The organism is Pseudoalteromonas caenipelagi, assembly GCF_013140855.1.
GTDB lineage: Bacteria > Pseudomonadota > Gammaproteobacteria > Enterobacterales > Alteromonadaceae > Pseudoalteromonas > Pseudoalteromonas caenipelagi.
On record NZ_JABBPG010000002.1, the window covers coordinates 19361 to 35855 of the forward strand.

General features: G+C 39.6%; 18 protein-coding genes and 1 pseudogene. 5 read left to right on the forward strand and 14 right to left on the reverse strand.

The window, feature by feature from the left end; genetic code table 11:
* Nucleotides 1-6: 6 nt before the first annotated feature.
* Genes HG263_RS04735 through HG263_RS04745 form a run of 3 tightly spaced genes read right to left on the reverse strand, consistent with a single transcriptional unit; the run spans nucleotide 7 to nucleotide 3276 of the window.
* A complete protein-coding gene (locus HG263_RS04735) occupies nucleotides 7-1320 on the reverse strand; it encodes a sigma-54-dependent transcriptional regulator (RefSeq protein WP_171624932.1) in 1314 nt (437 codons plus the stop codon).
* A complete protein-coding gene (locus tag HG263_RS04740; RefSeq protein ID WP_171624933.1) occupies nucleotides 1317-1844 on the reverse strand; it encodes a hypothetical protein in 528 nt (175 codons plus the stop codon). The genes HG263_RS04735 and HG263_RS04740 overlap by 4 nt, the downstream gene beginning before the upstream one ends.
* Nucleotides 1837-3276: a sensor histidine kinase gene (locus HG263_RS04745; RefSeq protein ID WP_171624934.1), complete on the reverse strand. Its 1440-nt coding sequence runs from the start codon at nucleotides 3274-3276 to the stop codon at nucleotides 1837-1839. Before HG263_RS04745 ends, HG263_RS04740 begins: the two co-directional genes overlap by 8 nt.
* A gap of 306 nt (nucleotides 3277-3582) precedes the next feature.
* Here HG263_RS04745 and HG263_RS04750 point away from each other — a divergent pair, with 306 nt between their 5' ends.
* From HG263_RS04750 to HG263_RS04760, 3 genes are all read left to right on the forward strand, one after another.
* Complete coding sequence (locus HG263_RS04750) at nucleotides 3583-3810, forward strand: EF-hand domain-containing protein (protein WP_246239890.1); 228 nt, start codon at nucleotides 3583-3585, stop codon at nucleotides 3808-3810.
* Nucleotides 3811-3963: 153 nt separating this feature from the next.
* The gene (locus tag HG263_RS04755) at nucleotides 3964-4185 is read left to right on the forward strand and encodes an EF-hand domain-containing protein (RefSeq protein ID WP_171624935.1); all 222 of its coding nucleotides are present in this window, start codon (nucleotides 3964-3966) and stop codon (nucleotides 4183-4185) included.
* Nucleotides 4186-4196: 11 nt separating this feature from the next.
* Nucleotides 4197-4403, forward strand: coding sequence for an EF-hand domain-containing protein (locus tag HG263_RS04760; protein WP_171624936.1), 207 nt, complete (start codon nucleotides 4197-4199; stop codon nucleotides 4401-4403).
* Here the strand turns inward: HG263_RS04760 and HG263_RS04765 are convergent.
* From HG263_RS04765 to HG263_RS04785, 5 genes and pseudogenes are all read right to left on the reverse strand, one after another.
* Complete coding sequence (locus tag HG263_RS04765) at nucleotides 4393-4539, reverse strand: hypothetical protein (RefSeq protein WP_171624937.1); 147 nt, start codon at nucleotides 4537-4539, stop codon at nucleotides 4393-4395. The two genes, HG263_RS04760 and HG263_RS04765, sit on opposite strands and share 11 nt — an antisense overlap.
* 189 nt (nucleotides 4540-4728) lie before the next feature.
* Nucleotides 4729-5415, reverse strand: coding sequence for a hypothetical protein (locus HG263_RS04770; protein WP_171624938.1), 687 nt, complete (start codon nucleotides 5413-5415; stop codon nucleotides 4729-4731).
* Nucleotides 5416-5550: 135 nt separating this feature from the next.
* A complete protein-coding gene (locus tag HG263_RS04775) occupies nucleotides 5551-6471 on the reverse strand; it encodes a hypothetical protein (RefSeq protein WP_171624939.1) in 921 nt (306 codons plus the stop codon).
* Nucleotides 6472-6736: 265 nt separating this feature from the next.
* Nucleotides 6737-7015: pseudogene (locus HG263_RS04780) on the reverse strand (DUF4879 domain-containing protein); the annotation flags it as partial.
* Between the two features lie 15 nt (nucleotides 7016-7030).
* Nucleotides 7031-7297: a hypothetical protein gene (locus tag HG263_RS04785; protein WP_171624941.1), complete on the reverse strand. Its 267-nt coding sequence runs from the start codon at nucleotides 7295-7297 to the stop codon at nucleotides 7031-7033.
* A gap of 737 nt (nucleotides 7298-8034) precedes the next feature.
* On the opposite strand from HG263_RS04785, the gene HG263_RS04790 reads away from it, so the two are divergent.
* Both HG263_RS04790 and HG263_RS04795 read left to right on the forward strand, forming a co-directional pair.
* Complete coding sequence (locus tag HG263_RS04790) at nucleotides 8035-8436, forward strand: hypothetical protein (protein WP_171624942.1); 402 nt, start codon at nucleotides 8035-8037, stop codon at nucleotides 8434-8436.
* Nucleotides 8426-8623 carry a helix-turn-helix transcriptional regulator gene (locus HG263_RS04795; protein ID WP_171624943.1) on the forward strand — a complete coding sequence of 66 codons (198 nt, stop codon included), beginning with the start codon at nucleotides 8426-8428 and terminating at the stop codon, nucleotides 8621-8623. The genes HG263_RS04790 and HG263_RS04795 overlap by 11 nt, the downstream gene beginning before the upstream one ends.
* Nucleotides 8624-8783: 160 nt before the next feature.
* Here HG263_RS04795 and HG263_RS04800 read toward each other — a convergent pair whose 3' ends face one another.
* The 6 genes from HG263_RS04800 to HG263_RS04825 form a co-directional block, all read right to left on the reverse strand.
* Entirely contained in the window at nucleotides 8784-9377 is a 594-nt protein-coding gene (locus HG263_RS04800; RefSeq protein ID WP_171624944.1) for an outer membrane beta-barrel protein, read from the reverse strand.
* A 73-nt stretch (nucleotides 9378-9450) separates the two neighbouring features.
* Nucleotides 9451-11460 (reverse strand): YcaO-like family protein, encoded by a 2010-nt coding sequence (locus HG263_RS04805; RefSeq protein ID WP_171624945.1) that lies wholly within the window; start codon nucleotides 11458-11460, stop codon nucleotides 9451-9453.
* A gap of 6 nt (nucleotides 11461-11466) precedes the next feature.
* Nucleotides 11467-12228 (reverse strand): phytanoyl-CoA dioxygenase family protein, encoded by a 762-nt coding sequence (locus HG263_RS04810; RefSeq protein ID WP_171624946.1) that lies wholly within the window; start codon nucleotides 12226-12228, stop codon nucleotides 11467-11469.
* Nucleotides 12221-13330: an amidohydrolase family protein gene (locus HG263_RS04815; RefSeq protein WP_171624947.1), complete on the reverse strand. Its 1110-nt coding sequence runs from the start codon at nucleotides 13328-13330 to the stop codon at nucleotides 12221-12223. Before HG263_RS04815 ends, HG263_RS04810 begins: the two co-directional genes overlap by 8 nt.
* Before the next feature lie 58 nt (nucleotides 13331-13388).
* Nucleotides 13389-14126 (reverse strand): hypothetical protein, encoded by a 738-nt coding sequence (locus HG263_RS04820; protein ID WP_171624948.1) that lies wholly within the window; start codon nucleotides 14124-14126, stop codon nucleotides 13389-13391.
* 372 nt (nucleotides 14127-14498) lie between these two features.
* Nucleotides 14499-16463, reverse strand: a complete 1965-nt coding sequence (locus tag HG263_RS04825) for a YcaO-like family protein (RefSeq protein ID WP_171624949.1) — start codon at nucleotides 16461-16463, stop codon at nucleotides 14499-14501.
* Nucleotides 16464-16495 lie beyond the last annotated feature (32 nt).

A 16495-nucleotide genomic window follows, 5' to 3' on the forward strand; every position in this document is an offset into this window, starting at 1 on the left:
TATTTTCTAGCAACTTATTTGATGCTTTTTTAGCAGCTTGTAAAAGTCTGAGCGGTTTCTTTGAGCTAGTTTTGCGGCCTCGGCAACATTGCCTTGGCACAAAGACAGGACCTTTTTTATATAGTCGTGCTCAAATTGTTTCTTGGCATCATTAAGGCCTTTAAAGCTTGTTTCACCTAATTCAGGAATTGCATTTTCAACTGCATCGGCCGTAATCAGCTTAGAAGAACTAAGCGCCGCCACATGTTCAATCACGTTTTGGAGCTGTCGCACATTACCTGGCCAGTGATAGCTCAATAAACAAGTCATTGCTTGTGGACTAATCACTTTTTGGCCATCAGCAATACGTTTTATGAATCGATTCGCCAGTAGTGGGATATCTTCTGGGCGTGCTTGTAAGCTTGGCAAGCGGATTGATACAACATTGAGTCGATAATAAAGGTCTTCTCTAAACTCTTTATTGGCAACAGCTTGATATAGGTCTTTATGACTTGCTGAAACAATACGCACATCAACAGGTTGTTCAGTATGTCCGCCTACGGGGCGCACACTACGCTCTTGCAGCACTCGCAGTAACTTTACTTGCAAGTCTAATGGCATATCACCTATTTCATCTAAAAATAGCGTGCCACCATCAGCACTTTGTACTAAGCCAACTTTATCCTGTGTAGCGCCTGTAAAAGCGCCTTTTTTGTGACCAAACAATTCTGACTCTAATAAATGTGCAGGCACCGCGCCACAGTTAATTGCGATAAAAGGCCCCTCAGCGTAATTGCTGGCTTTATGAATCGCATTGGCAGTGACCTCTTTGCCTGTACCGCTTGCCCCTTGGATTAAAATATTGGCTTGGCTTGGAGCAAGTGCTTGAATTTGTTGTACAACTTGATGCATGGCAGTGCTTTGGTAGATTAAGCCATGAAAGTGATGCTTGCTTAGCGCATTATCGCGTTTTTTATGGTTCTTGAGGGTGTTTTCGATGGCTTCAAGCAATGCTTGGCTCTCTATGGGTTTACTTAAAAAGCTCACAAATCCTTGTTGCATCGCATCGACTGCATCGGGGATAGAGCCATGTGCGCTCATCATGATCACTGGCAACCCAATGTGATTTTTTTTAATATTTTCAAATAGCTCAAACCCATCCATGTTTGCCATGCGTAAATCGGTTACCACCAAGTCAATACTATTTTGCTGTAGCAGTTGCAGCGCTTGTGTACCGCGATGGGCGGCGAGCACATGGTAATTGTTTGCTTCAAGGCGCATCGCCAATAACTCAATGAGAGAAGTATCATCATCTACCAGTAGTATCGTGTTGTTGCTCATGGTTTAACTCCTAACATGCTATTTTCATTATTTAGGGTTGCAGGGGAGGCTAAGCGTTGCTGCTCAATTTGAGCGAGCTTTTGTTTCAAATGCTCAAGCGCAAGCTCGGCGTCTTGCAATGCTTGTTGTTGCGCAGACGTTTGCTTTTTAAGCGCCAGGTTATTTAATTTGTACTGCCTTAGCTTTGCGGTGTGTTGATGTAACAGGGCAAAGTAGTTTAGATAATCTTGCGGCCAATCTTCTTGCTGGTGTAACTGTGCAATGAGTCGCAGTTGGGTGGTGGTTGAGCGCTCTTTGCAAAATACTTGGAAAAACGCATTTAATTTTTGGTGTCCTCGGTAACCAGTCAGGGCACTGCGTGACTGGTTGTCACAGACATTTAAATGGGCTTGCACCAAAACATCAAGTGGTGCAAATTGTTGCTGCTTTGAGTTACTAGGCCCAACAAATACATCTGCTTTATCAGAGGTGACTTGGCACGCCACCAACATACATGTTATCGATATCAGTACTAGGTTACGCATGACTAATCGCTCCTTGAGTAGGGAATTTAATGCAGATATGAGCACCGCTATGGGTATGTTGCCATCTTGCTGTGCCCTTAAGTTGCTTGACACATTCAGCAACAATGGCAAGACCTAAACCACTGCCTTGATGATTGTCGCTGTGCTTACCACGATAAAAAGGTTGCATGAGCTTGTGTTGTTCACTGAGTTCTATTCCTGGGCCATCATCAAGCACATTGATACACACTAATTCGTGGTGAACATTAAAATGAATTTTGATTGTCGATTTGGCGTATTGCAGCGCATTACCAATCAGTTGCGTTAAAATCAGCTTGGTCGGTAAGTAAGGTACTGTTGCGCGGTCATTTTGGTTCTGCCATTCAATATCAAGGTGTGATGATGACAGTTGTTGCTCAAAGTGATCGACAAGTTCTGATTTAAGCTGTTCAAAAGTGCATAGTTGGTGTGACATTGCGTGATTTGCCGCACTGTAATTGAGTAAATCATCAATTAATGTTGCCAATCGAGACAACGCCTTATCCATGATCAGTATTATACGTTGTTGAGGCGCAGTAATATGACCAAAGCTATCGCTTTGCAGTAGGCTGTTGCCTTCTTTTAAAGAAGCCAGCGGCGTTTTTAATTCGTGGCTAACATGTCTTAAAAATACGTCCTTTTGCTTATGGCTACGCAGTAACTCTTCACGTAACCAATCTAGTTCTTTACCTAAAGCAACAAACTCCTCGCTGCCATGTAACTCAATGGGGTGCGTGTAATCACCGTCGCCTAATTGCAATATGACTCTTTCAAATGCATTGAGTTGGCGAGTGACTTTTCGGATCACCAGTAAAGAAATAACAATAAGTAATGGAATAAGTAACAGCAGTCCAAATAGAAAATAGCGATTGATTTTGGCAAACGCTGAAGTTCTATCAGCGAGTCGGTTTTGTATGGCTTGATTAAAGTTAGGTTCTAGAGCGTCGATGTGTTGATGGAGTTGTGGGTAATTAACATCAACAACCCCTATTTTGGGGGTCAGCTTTTGTATTTGTAGCCATTTAGCAACAAGTTGTTCTGAGGCGAGAGAGCTTTTTAAAAATTCAATATTCTTTTTAGTGGTTTGCCATTTATTTTCAATGCTTTTTTGCAGTTGTGCATTATTTAATAGCTGATTGTTAAGTTGTGCTTTTTCTAGCGCTGAAACATCTGATTTTAATGACGTAAAAGCTAATATAAGAGACTGATTAAATTGGTAAATATGGTTAGTAGTTTGCTGATGTTTGGCAACCTGTTGGGCATACCATAAAGTTAACGCGATAATAGGCACAAGCGCGAGAAGCATAGCCAATCGGGCCTGTTGCCCTAAAGATTGCGAAAAAAATTTAGCTGGCGAATTTTTTATCTTTGTAAAGTACAAAGATTGCGGCCATTTTAACCATTCTATATTCATCACCCGCTCCTTTGTATCCACTGTGTTGTTAAAAAGCAACAAGCTAACACATTGATTTATATTAAATATTTTGTTTTACCGATATTGCTTGTTGCAATTAAGCAACAAACACTCTTAATCAAACCTGAATTAATCAGCTCGTAAATTTATAACCAATTGTTTTTAAATTATTTATTTATTTTGGCATTAAAGTTGGAATAGTGACGTCGACACTCGAAAACGCTACCGACGGGCAAATCGGTAGCAGCGAAAACGACCACTAGCGAGTAGGCGCTAGTTTGGTTAAAGCACAACACAAGGAGTCAAATGATGAAAAATTGTCTTATTAAACTTTCTTTTATAGCACTGTCTGCAACTGCACTAACAGCACAAGCCGGTACCTCTTTTTCTGTAATCGACTCGGATGGTGACGGTGTGATCAGCCTAAGTGAATCTAAAGCGTTACCAAAACTAATGGCGCAATTTAAAGACTTAGATACCGATGGCAACGGCGTATTAAGCGCTGAAGAGTTCGCAAATTTTAAGAGTGAATAGGGGTTAAGCAGCGGTTCTTATAAGTGGCTCACTCAGGAGTGAGCCACAGGGTGTCTCTTTTGATAACACCCTTAAGAGCAGCCCCAACTCAGTCACTTTGAAAACAGGTATGACATTAAACAGCATCAATTAAGTAAAGGTTTGGAGTACAACATGAAATTAACAACCGTTTTTACCTTAACATCGGCATTTTTAGTGAGTGCAGTTGCATTTGCAGCAGAATACTCATTTGAATCGTTAGATAGCAACAGCGATGGTGTAATTAGCCCAACTGAAGCGCAAGTATCAAGTGAGCTTGCAAGCCAGTTTCGCAAGCTTGACAGCAATAAAGACAATGAACTTACCCCAGTAGAATTTGCACATTTTAAGCAATAGGAGAATGACCCATGAAAACACTAAACGTAGCACTTACAACACTTGTATTGTTAGCGAGCACATCTGCAATGGCAGGCACTTTTACTGATTATGATACTAATAAAGATGGTGTTATTAGTAAAAGTGAAGCTGCAGCATCTGAAAGCTTAATGAAATTGTTTGATGAGCTTGATGCAAACAAAGATGGCGAGCTGTCAAAAGAAGAATTTAACAAGTAATCCCTAGAGAACTCTCTTGGGAAAATCCCTTGAGTATTTTATCTCGTCCAAAGTCCAGCTCGTTCTGGGCTTTTTTTGTGCTTGTTTCAGATACAAAATCAGCAGTTTGACCGTTAACGGCGGTTTGAGTAGCCATAATGCACCTCCTTTAAAAATACGGAACAAGCGTATAGTTGGGTGTTTATGGCGTATCACTTACATGTGATTACGCCGGTCTTTTTTTGCAACGTAAAGTTACTCGTAAGCTCCTTAGATTAAAGCATTTGAGAGGTTTAGTTAGGCATCTCAAGTGGCTGCTACAGTACGAGTCAGCTTATCGGTGAGGCTATTTACAAGTAACAGAATACAATTTATGTTCTTGATTAAAATCACATTGCGTTGGCGTTGTGCTGTTTTTGTTGAGGTAGGAAATGTACTCAACTCGCCCATTAAAAACAGCGCTGATATGTTCAAGTACAGCGTCTGTATTGCCCAACGACTCAAGACTTGATGCTCTTTTTATGTAACGCGTTAAAATATGCTTACTTGCAGGAATGAAACGACCGAGCTTATCGTAAAAAACAATATTATCGAACCCTAAACTGGCTTTGTTGTCGGTGCCTTTAACATTTATTTTAAGTACGGCTGTTGCAGACGTGTTGTCAGCAAATTTAAAGGTCTGTGACACACTAACAGGAAAGCCTGTTGCTGTTGTAATTGGGTGATCATCCAATGTAATAGTAACACCGTCATGTTCGGCGGTAATTTTTTGTGTAGCGATTAACGTTGCGAAGCGCTCATCGATAAGCTCAAAACCTGCGAGTTTATTGTTACTGTGCTGCTGGGTTAGCCACTGTTCAAAATCACCAGCTCTTATGGCTTGAAATGCAGAGTGATATCGTTGTTCTGGAATTGGCGTTACACGCTCAATATTGTCTATGGCATCTTGCATCACAGGGCTTGTGTTTGCGTGTAGCTTGGATGAAATTAAACAGCAGATTACTGTAAGCATACTTATGTAGATATTTGTCATGACGATTTCCTTTCGATATGGATTTATCTTTTCCATAAGAGCGCACTTAAACAATAAAGTTTATATGCGATTGGTTATAAAAGTGCTCGCTCTAAGTCGGTGCGAGAACAAAAATATGTATTTGTTTATAACTCGTTAGGTGCAGCTAACATAATACACACCTCGTTCTTGAGTGATATCACATATTCCGATGTCACCGCTTGGGCCTCCGCCTTTACTGCCACCACCATTGTAATAAACAGGGGCATCAAAAACATATTCAAAATGCTCTTTAACTGCTTCTCTATCACCTACCTCTTCCAAGCTTGAGATTTTTTTGATATAGGCTTTCAAAATACGTTTTGCTACAGGAATAATTTTTCCTCTTTTGTCATAGAAAACAGGTTTAATAAAGGTTAAATCAGATAGCTTGCCTAGACTCCCTTTTTCGAGCACTACTTTCACAAGGGTATTATCTGGAAATTTAAAGACTACTTTTGGCGTTCCTCCACCTAAAGTAAAATTAAATATTGTTAAATTGAGACTGGCTTTTGCTTCTGCCGTTGCTTTTGCAAGCTCAGCATCAAGAATATCGAAACCATTTAATTGATTGGTATAGTGTTCATCCGTTAACCACAATTCGAAGTTGCGATCATCTACGGCTTCAAAGGCTGAGTTATACAAATTACCAGGTACTGGAATTGGGCCGCTATCTAGATTTCGAATCGCATCTCGAATAATCGCATATGAGCGTGCTAAGTTTTGACTAAGCGCACTTGATTGCGGTGTATGATTTTTGAGTAGTGAAACATCGTTTGAGGCATTGATACCGAAATCTAAAGATCTAGGGTTAACATAGTTAACTACGTACTCTTTGATATAGAACTGGCCGTTTACATTATCACTCACATAGATTTTTTGACCTTTTTGCACTGCATAGGCTTGTGCAGTTACTTGCATCTGCCAATCAGAGCACCCGTTACAAGGAACGATTACATCTAAGTTTGGGGTGGCAAGCACTGATGAAGAGGCTACAGAGCAGGCTAAAAGAAACAAATATAGAACGAGATTTTTCACGAATATTTCCTTTCGATATTATAATTTCTCTCTTCACTGAGAGAACCCATATGGTGATTGGTACACCATCGTATGAATTTACCCAAAAAAAATACAAAAGTAAATAATGTTAACTAAGTGTTTTTTTGTGTGGTTTTTTAAGTTCTTAGTCAAATCTATACTGTATTTGCTGAGCAGCAATTGAGGGTCATGAAGAATAAGCAATTTTATGTAGGTTGAAAATGCACAAAGCGGCTTTCAGCAAATATGTTTAGGCGCAGTGTGTCTAGCGAATGAACAGACGTTCGTCTTCTTTATTGTACGGGAAGTTGATCGACGTAGCTTGATACGTAGACGTCCCACTGACGAAATCTGTTTTGGTGTTGTACCAGTAATTAATCCAACCGGTAATCACATTGCCTGAATCTTTAATTGACTCAGATTGGTACAAAGACAGCGTATTTGTATTGAGCTGAAACCGTCTAAACGAAGGTGTTGCGTAACCATATTCAACTGTCACAGCGTAAAATTCGCCAACATGGTTTTCAGTTGTGGAGTAGTCGTTCGGAACTGTGTAATCTCATTGTGGGTGTTTCGCAGATAAAACACCGCGAATCTCCAAATAAGTGAGTTTGGGTGCGGGTGCCAAAGGTACGATTTGACCTTCGTCTTTTAACGATTGAACATATAACTGATAGTTCTCGTGCGTATTAACAACTTCTTGTTTTAACTTTTTTTTAAATTCAATAAAGTCAACATCCTGTGTAACGCTTTCTAAAGGTGGTAGTTGACTTGCCGCACTTGAGAATGCACAAAAGACACTGGCCCCTAATAACAATTTTTTCATTACTTATTTCCTTATTTATTAATTTAACTTTTGTGATGTGGGTCATGCTTGTTGCAGGTTAATCGACTGTGTTGTAGATAAAGAGAAGAAACTCAAAGTCGGGAGCGGTTTTTATTAGCTGTTTCAAGTGGGAGGCTTGGGAAAGACAATTACCCAAGCGTTTTGGTACAAGTAAGGTTGTTAGGAGGTCAGCGTTTTGATCGTCGACGTTTTGTAAAATCAGTAATTTGGCCATTTACAGCCGTGGGTATCGCACTTGCTAGAGCTTGATGAACCGCTAAACTGACTTGGCTGCGAGTATAAAAATGCGAATTGCCCAGTACTTTGGTATTTGTTTGCGTGACTAAGTCGGTGACTTACCCATTTACTGAAGTTTGCGTTGCCATGATATCTATCCTTTAAAACTCAGAGTTAACTGTGTAGTTCACGTGTTTGGCTTAAGCGATTACAGGGAATTATAAGAGGTTAAATCTAATTTGCAAAAACACTTATATCTCCAAAAATAAACCACTTAGTTAAGCAAATTGGTATTAGAGGAAAGCTGAAATTAGTCACCTGACTTAATGCGATAAAACCAGAAGAATTGTACATTGCTCAACTTCAATGCTTTTGTGCTTGTATTATTTTGTCAGGTAAGCTTGACATAAGATGCGTTCTAAAGGTAAGGTAAACATTACATATTGTAATGATCTTTTGTCATTGCTTGCGTTTTAGTTCAACAAAAATGGGGTTAAGGTATGACGTTACATTCTCAACGGGAAAATAAATTCGTTAAATATTTTATGACCAGTATGTTGGTTTTTTTACTGTGTATTGGTGTGCAAGTTGCTGCATTTGAGTTCTTTAGGATGGCAACTTGGTTGCAGGTTGTGGTGACACTATTGCCTGTTATTCCCTTGCTTTGGAGTTTTAAAATCTTTCTAACAAGGTACAAAGCGCTTGATGAATATTTAAAATCGCTCATAGGTGAAGCATTTTTGTGGGTGCTAGGCGTATTATGCTTTGCAACTTTCACATATGGAATGCTGGCTATGAAGTTTGAATTGCCCACGTTTAACATTGCGTTGATCTTGCCTATTGCTTTCGGTGCACATGGTTTAGTACTTACGCTATTATTGCGAAAAGACAATGAAAAATAAGATAAAAGTATTCAGAGCCGAGCAGGGTTGGTCGCAACAGGTTTTAGCTGACAAGCTCGGCGTATCGCGACAAGCTGTAAACGCAATAGAAAGAGAAAAACATGACCCCTCATTACAGTTAGCGTTTGATATTGCCTATGTATTTAATGCGAATATTGAGGATGTGTTTTTCCCAGAGACAAAGTAAAGCCACTAAGTATATTTTCAAAAGAATAAGGCAAGTTTATACCTTTTTTAGAGAGTGTTTTACGGTCAAATATTATTAATGATGAAGTTATGTATAGGTGTAAGTCAGTAGAGAGGGGAGTGGACTTTGTATCATTACAAAGCCCAAGTAGGCAGCTTAATTAAAAGCGATAGGTGATATTGGCACTTGCTTGAAATTGACTTAAAGAGTCATTGTCGAAATGCCAACTGCAGGTGTCCAACGTCTCTGGGTCGTTATCACAGCTCACAGCAGAGGTATTTTTAACAATAGTCGCCACCCAACGGACTTCTGTACCAACACTAAACCCAGCCCCTAACTCATAATCAAGTCCTGCGAATAAGCCTGTGGCAAAGAAGGTATCATCGTCAACAAAGTTGGTGGTAATACGATTAACACCAAGTTGCGCACCAAAATAGCTATGTAGGTTATCGGTAACAGGGCGTTTTACTGCGCTTTGAAATAGTAGCAACTCAGAGTCGACTTTATGTGCAGGGCTGTTTTCTAACTCACTTTCAAAATAGCTATAGTAAATACCATATTTAGCACCGTCGATGTGGTGATCCACACTTACTGCAAAGTGTGTGTCGTCTGCAAGTTCATGCTCTTGTCCTTTACTGGTATGTAGCTTTTGGCTATACGTTTGACCTGCATAGGCTGTGACACCAATATCTGCAAAGCTAGGCATCGAGAAAAGTGCGGCGCTCAGTGCAACCGCTGAGAGTAATTTATTCATTAGACTTCCTTTTAACATGGCTTCGATAAGCCGCGGCAAATGACTTTTATTGATAGCAATTCTACATTAAATATCAGATATATAAACCTTGTTGATTAATGGTTGCTTCAGTGAGTGGTTCGTCTAACCAGCCTAGCTTTACAGGTGTGTTGTAAAGGCGAGGGTTGCCAAGTTGAGGCCAAATATGGCAAAGGCCGGGGACGAAAACTTTGGCTGTATGCATTGGCGATTCTGAGCGTTTATAATCAAGCGTAACCACATCTAGCTCAAACCCCTTGAGATGTTCAACAATATTTAATATATCAGATTTAAGATTACAGGCTGACTCTAACAAATAGGGCTGTGCTCTTTCTGTATTTTGAATGTTAAGGTAATCACCACCGATAACCGCATCAAAATTGAAAGGCGCTGAGTTTTGGTTACGAATAGGAATGAGCTGGCATAATTCGGATAGTGCTCTTTGCGCAGCTAATTCAGCCTTGAAGTGACAACCAAAACCAAATATCCAACCGTTAGTTTTTTTATCTTTACCTATGGCTGCCATAACGGGTATGCCCAAGTCATTTGTTATATCTAATACCCAATAGTGATGGGTTTTATCCAACGTCTGATGAAGAGGTGAAAGGTATTGCGATTCTATTCGGGTTAGATCGAAACTCGGTCGTCTGATTTGATTATACCACCATATAGCACAGGCATCTCGCTCAATGAGCTCAAAGGCTGCCTGCAGTATAGCTTCCTCTATGGTGTTTCCGGTAGCGCACCCATTAGAGTTCCAACGGCCATATTCACTTTCAATAAATGGGGTATTTGCAAAGCACAACACACTTGGGATGTAAGTAGCTTTTTGGTGTGTTAGAGACCAGCAAGGTTGCCAATGTATTTCTTTGTTATTGTATGGTGTGACTGCTTGATGACGTGTTGATTCGGTGTGAGTGGGGTCATTAAATTGTAGGTATTGTGTTTTGCTGTATGGCGCTAGGTGGTCAAACAAATAGTACGGTTTATTGAGAGCTTGAGGTGCTGAAAATATTCCTGTATCTGACTTTTTAAATTGCGCATTATTACGTTCAAGCGCTTCGCACAAAGCACTAGCTTGGGACTGTATTGCTGCAACACCTTTACCCAAGCAGGTTTGGTTAAAACCATCAATAGCCGCTGTTTCAAAGCTATGGCATCCCTGTTTATAAAAAGCTGTTCTATATATTTTAATTGGTGACGAACTGTCAGTTAGCAGTGACAACTGATTGATTAGCCCTGTGTAACGGTTTACATATGGCAGTATTTTATCAACGGTTGCTTGAGCTGATACAACACGTGAGCCACCATCTTTATCACTAGTAATGGGGGTATCTTGCAATTGTATTGCCTGATCATCATGCTTTGACGTTAAATAATCTGGAACGATATAACTTTCAATATTCTGCTCATTCGTAATAACGGTACACTTATGGTCGATCGCCAGATGATTAAGTAACGAGTCAGATATGGTGAGTGACTGTTCATTGTATTGGCTATAGTACGGCTTAATACGCGCTGCATGATTACTAATAAACTGTATTAAAGGTAAATTTTGAAGCCGAGCAGCCAAATATGCGTTTATTTGTGCCTTGTTATCGAGAGATAAAACTGGGCTGACGACAAACGAATCATAAAAGTCTTCAATAATAATAAATGGTGATAATTTACTGAATTTTTTGGGGTTTATCTCAGCGATATTTTTCGTCAAAACGATTGCTTGTATGTTGAGCGCATCAAAAATAGGAGACAAGTTTGTGCTCTGTTGGGGCTGCATTATTTTTATGCTTGGTATGCACGCTTCTAATGCTTTTTTATGCGCTTCATAAATTAGGCCCGCACTGCGCATGTAGTCTAAGTAGTAATGAAATGAGGATTTATCGTAGGCGTTTTCAAGTTTTTGCTCTATTTGACTAGCTGTCATGTTGCCATCAATAAACCGGATAAACGGTAATTGTGCTATATCTAAAATAAAGTTTGTTGAACTACTTGATAAAAATACTTTTGAGCTAGAGGCTTTTGCCACAGTAAATTTGGGATGCCAATTTAGGTAATGCGAATTCATAATTATTTATTTCTCAAATAGTACAGGGCAGTAAAAATCGTTATTCAGTATTTGTTTATAGCCATAATCGTTTTCAGAAGCTTGCACTTGCAAGTGTTCGGTGTAAATGCCAACAGATAAAGCGGCACGGGCGACATTTGCATGATTGCTTTTACTTCCATGAATAAGATCCCAATGGTGCATCGAAAACGCGCCTCGATTGAGTGTTAAAGGCTTTTCAATCCATTGACTACTAGAACATGCTTGTACACGCGTCGCTTCACTTTCTAAGTTGAGTACTTGTGCACCGATAGGTGTTTCGAAGCGGTTTAAATGATGAGAGCCTGATATATAACACAAAGCGCCATGTTGGGGAGTTACATCTACAAGGGGGATCCACAGCGTCGCTACACCACTTTTAAAAAATGGCATATGCTGAGAATCGCGATGCCACCCGACGTTAAGATTAGGATCTGTGCCTTTTGGTTTGTAATAGAGTTGGCTCCCCCAAACCCTCACTGTGTCACACTGTAAAACTCGTGCAATATGCTGACCTATATTGCTTTGGGTGAGCAGTTTGTAAAAAGCATCGCTACAAATATGTGGTTGAGCAACACGGGTAAGTGCACTCTGTTCGTGCCCTTTCACAATGCCCCAGTGAGCTAATCCAGTATCACTTTTGTTATTGAATAAGTCAGGTATGGCTTTAAATGCTGCATCGACAAGATCCTTTGCTATCGCATCGTCATTAAAAAGATGAAATCCATTATCAAGATATTGGTTATGCAAACGAGCCTCCAACACATGCGAGAGGATTTTGTTGTAATGCACGCTTGATGTCTGGAGTTGATAAACTTTGCCCAAGCGTAAGTTCTTCTATGCTGAAGTCTTGATGATCAGGGTGTGGAAAGTCTGAGCCAAAGAGCAATTTGTCACGACCAATCCATTTTACCACTTCTTCAAGGCAGGGCTCGCCAGACTCAAAGCTCACATAACAGTTATTTTTAAAATAATCAGAAGGTTTTTTAGGAAGTTTGTCTTTTACCAGAGCTGGAAATTCTGGATAACAAATATTATCTAGCCGCCATAGCCAATAGGGCACCCACGCAGCACCTGCTTCAAGAAACATAAATTTAATATTTGGGTATAGTTCAAAAACATTACCTTCCAGCAGGCTTAAAAATGCCACTTGAGCTTCAAGCGCATGTGAGCAAGCATGCAAACTAAATCGACTTTCAAATCTATCGCTGCCAATTGTTTGTCCATGCAAATGTGTCCCACCGTGAAATGCAATATTGATATTGTGCTGCTGACAGGTTTGCCAAAAGTCAAAATAGGCTGCATCTCCCAAATGATAACCGTGTATTGGTTCAGGGCGAATGGTGATGAGTTTAAAGCCTTGCTGTGCAATCAATTGCACTTGCTGTGAAAGTGACTTCGGATCATGTCTACTGACGATTGCTGCGGGGATAAGGCGGCTTTTATCTATCATACAATAGTCCAAAATCCAGCGATTATAGGCTTGGGCGTATGCGCAAGAAACTTCTGCAGGTAGAGATTCATGGTTAACAATGTAACCAGTAAACGTTGGAAATATAAAAGCTTTATCCACGCCATCCTGATCCATACTTTGCAACTGACCAAGCCCTGACATTGCAAGTTTACGAGCACTCGAGTTTTGTGGGCGTAACGCTGTTTCTAGCTGAATTGCTTTATGCCAGTGCTTTAGGATAGGCTCAGAACCGATGTAGTAAGTCGGGGGTAAATCAACGTTGTCATGAGTATGGTGCTTAAAATGAACTGGATATTGCTGGTAAATTTTATTATCTAAGTATTTTTCCCAAATAAAGAGCGGCTCCATTACATGGCGGTCGCAATCAAATATTTTCATAATACAGCCTAGAAATAATTAGTAATACAGCGCACTGGGTACGCTGTAAGTTGAGTCATTAGCAAGAAGTGAAAGGGTGGCTTCGGCAAATATCCATAAAATCGTTGATTGCTTGAGTTTCGATCATGGCACGTTTCGATTCATCTTGTAAATTTGCAAGCTCTGGTTTCGGGGGGATAGTTACAATGAAGCAACCAGTAAGCTCACTCATGTTCTCGAAATGCCATCCGTTATAAAGAGCTAGCTTAGAGTCATCAAACTTACCATCAGCGTAATCGAGACCTAATTCGGCTCTTAATCTCTCTCTGATTTGCTCATCAGTTGGTGTGCCATCAGGGGCATCAACTAGACTCGCAACTGATTGAATATCACTACTTGTAGGTAGGGAGTCGTTTTCAACTATATACTTTGGTGATGGGCTCAATTGTTCGACAATTTCTTTGGTCTCGTCACCGCTTTCTACTTTAGCTTTGATAGTTCCACCTTCACTTTGACTACCATATGTAAATGTTACTGAATCACCTTTTTTGATTACGAACCTTACTTTGGTTTGGTAGGCTGGTATTTGAGGAAAAAAGCCAAACTTTGCAAGGTAATACTCAGGGAATTTAACTATATACTCTAACTCTTTGTCATTCTCCCAGTTTTTCCAAGCGTAGGCGATCATTCTGCTAAGAGCAGAGTGCCATGCACTAATTGCTAGCATGTTTTCAACGGGGTTTGGGCCTGAAGACTTTGTTTCTTCACTGTCACTAAAGCCGTATCGTGTTCCTAGCTTGTTTAACTTATCGTCCATTACTATTTCCTTTATTTTGATTTATAAATGTAAATACTTACCAGCTTAGCTGGAATGTTGGTAATCATTCCTTGCTAGTAGCTGAGTAAATTTTATTAGCTACCAGTTGATACAATTTGGATTTTATGATTCAGGTATTTTACTGTGCCAGTTAATTAATATTTTTATATTTTTCATATGGATAGAACTTTTTGGTTGGTGGTTGCATTCACTTACCATTTGGTGGTGCGCTGTTAATTTCCCACTTAGTATTAAGTGGGTTATTTAATTAATTATATGGCTCTGGTTAACTTGGAACTCAACGTTGTTGGCTAATTCTTATATCAAAAATAAGTAGTTTATTTAGAGACCACATTTTTATACCTTTTATATTTAAATGGTTATATTGTATTTATTAAGTTCTGACTCTTCATACTCTTGTTCTATCCATCCCATTTTTACAGGGACATTGTAAAGCCTTCCTGGAGCTAGTCGTCTCCAAAAATGGCGAAGTCCAGGAGACAGGACTCTTACGACAGGGAACATAGTATCAGACATTGTTAAATCAAAAATGAGCAACTCCTGATTGCACTGTTTGAGTTTATTTATTACCTCTAATAGAGCTTCCTCGAGAGAATATGCTTTATTTGAAGGACTAAAATCTTGTGTTGGAAGTTTCTCGACATCAAGGTGCGGATGCATACCTACTTCTTGCTTGTGGAGCCAATCGTAGAATTCTGGTTCAGACCTTTGTGTTTGGCTGTTAGCTATTGCTGGAACTAATTGACAAACTTCAGATACAGCACGCTCAATTGCAACAAGTGGATCTACATGACAACCAAATCCATACAGAACTTCAGTTTTTGTGGATTTGTTATAACTGACAGCTACGTAAACGGGCACACTTATATCAGAGGTAATTTCAATAATGTTTAATGTTCTAGCACTTCCCTCAAATTCATTGTGAATGTTTTTTACATATTCACTATCAATAGACGCAATTTGTATGTGGTGTCTTGGAATTTTGTTGTACCACCAAATGGCTATCGCATCGCGTTCGATTAACTCTAGAGCGCCATGTAATATTGCTTCATTTAAAGTATTACCGGAAGCGCAACCATTAGAGTCTGGCATTGAGATTCTTTGTGAGTCTTCTACAAGCTGAAATTGAGCATACACAACTTCTGCTGGTACGTAGACTGGCTCGTTACTCGTTAAGGATAATGTTTTACACCAATGATATGGCTGATTCATATCAAATGATTTTGGAATCCAGTGCTGCGGAGAAGTATTATTTCTATTTTGTTCAGAACGTTTATTTAGCTGAGATTCACTAAAAAGTAGTATTTGACTAGGTAAAACATAGCTCAGTTCTAGCTCATCAGGTTTAGCAAAAGAGTCATATTTTCTTTCATGGTGAAGCATTGAATAGCGTTCGATAGCTTCACAAATAGCACTACATTTAGCTTGTTCTTTCGTTGTGCCTTTTCCGCCATTTGCAGACCTAAGGCCAGCTGAAACCCAAGACAAACTTTGTGGGGAGAAAGCTGTATTAATGCCTGCGGTATAGTTATGAATGTGCTTAGAGTCAGTTTTGCCGTAATGTGTTAGCGAGTTTATTATGCCTGTATATTTGTTTATCAGTGGTGATAGTAACTCTAGTGTTTGAGAAGCTGAGCGGAAACGTAGTGGTGAATACAGAGCCTTATCAATTGAGTGATTTAAGTGCGAAGGTGTGTAGTTATTTGCTGCAAATTTACATATTGAATGGTGAATAATCGGGTAGCTCGCGCATTGTGATGTTTTTATATCTACTTCTAATACTGAGTCCTTTTTTATTGAAATGGCTTGTATTTTAACTTCAATCGTATCAGGTAAAATAGCCTGTACATTGTTTTTATTCATCCGAACAAGTGACAGTAAAGGTCTAAGTGAAAGAATACGCTTTATAGAGCACACTGAACAACTTGTTGCCAAGTCTAAAAAAAGAACTACTTTTCCATCGCTACATTTTAATGTTTCGTTTTTACCAAGTGGAGAGTCTAACACCAGTTGATGGAAGTAGCTTTGTGAAATAGCGTGTTTTGTCTCAAAGTTTGATACTGCGTTTTCTGCAGTCTGAGTACTCTCAATAACTCCTGCATTTTTTAATATATTGAATTTCCTAAGCACCAGTGCAGGAGGGGCGTTTATCTCAGAGAGTATTTGCTCAAGTGTTAAAGAACTCTTGGCTAGCAGTTTGACGAGTTTGACAGATATATTGCAATCGAGAGCGTCATCTTTGTAAAATGAAGATATTACAAGTATGGCATTTTTAACAATGTAAAACGTGAGTGTTTTATTTAAACTGTACTTCATAAAGTGAGATGCGCTAGCAAATGCCAGCGCTT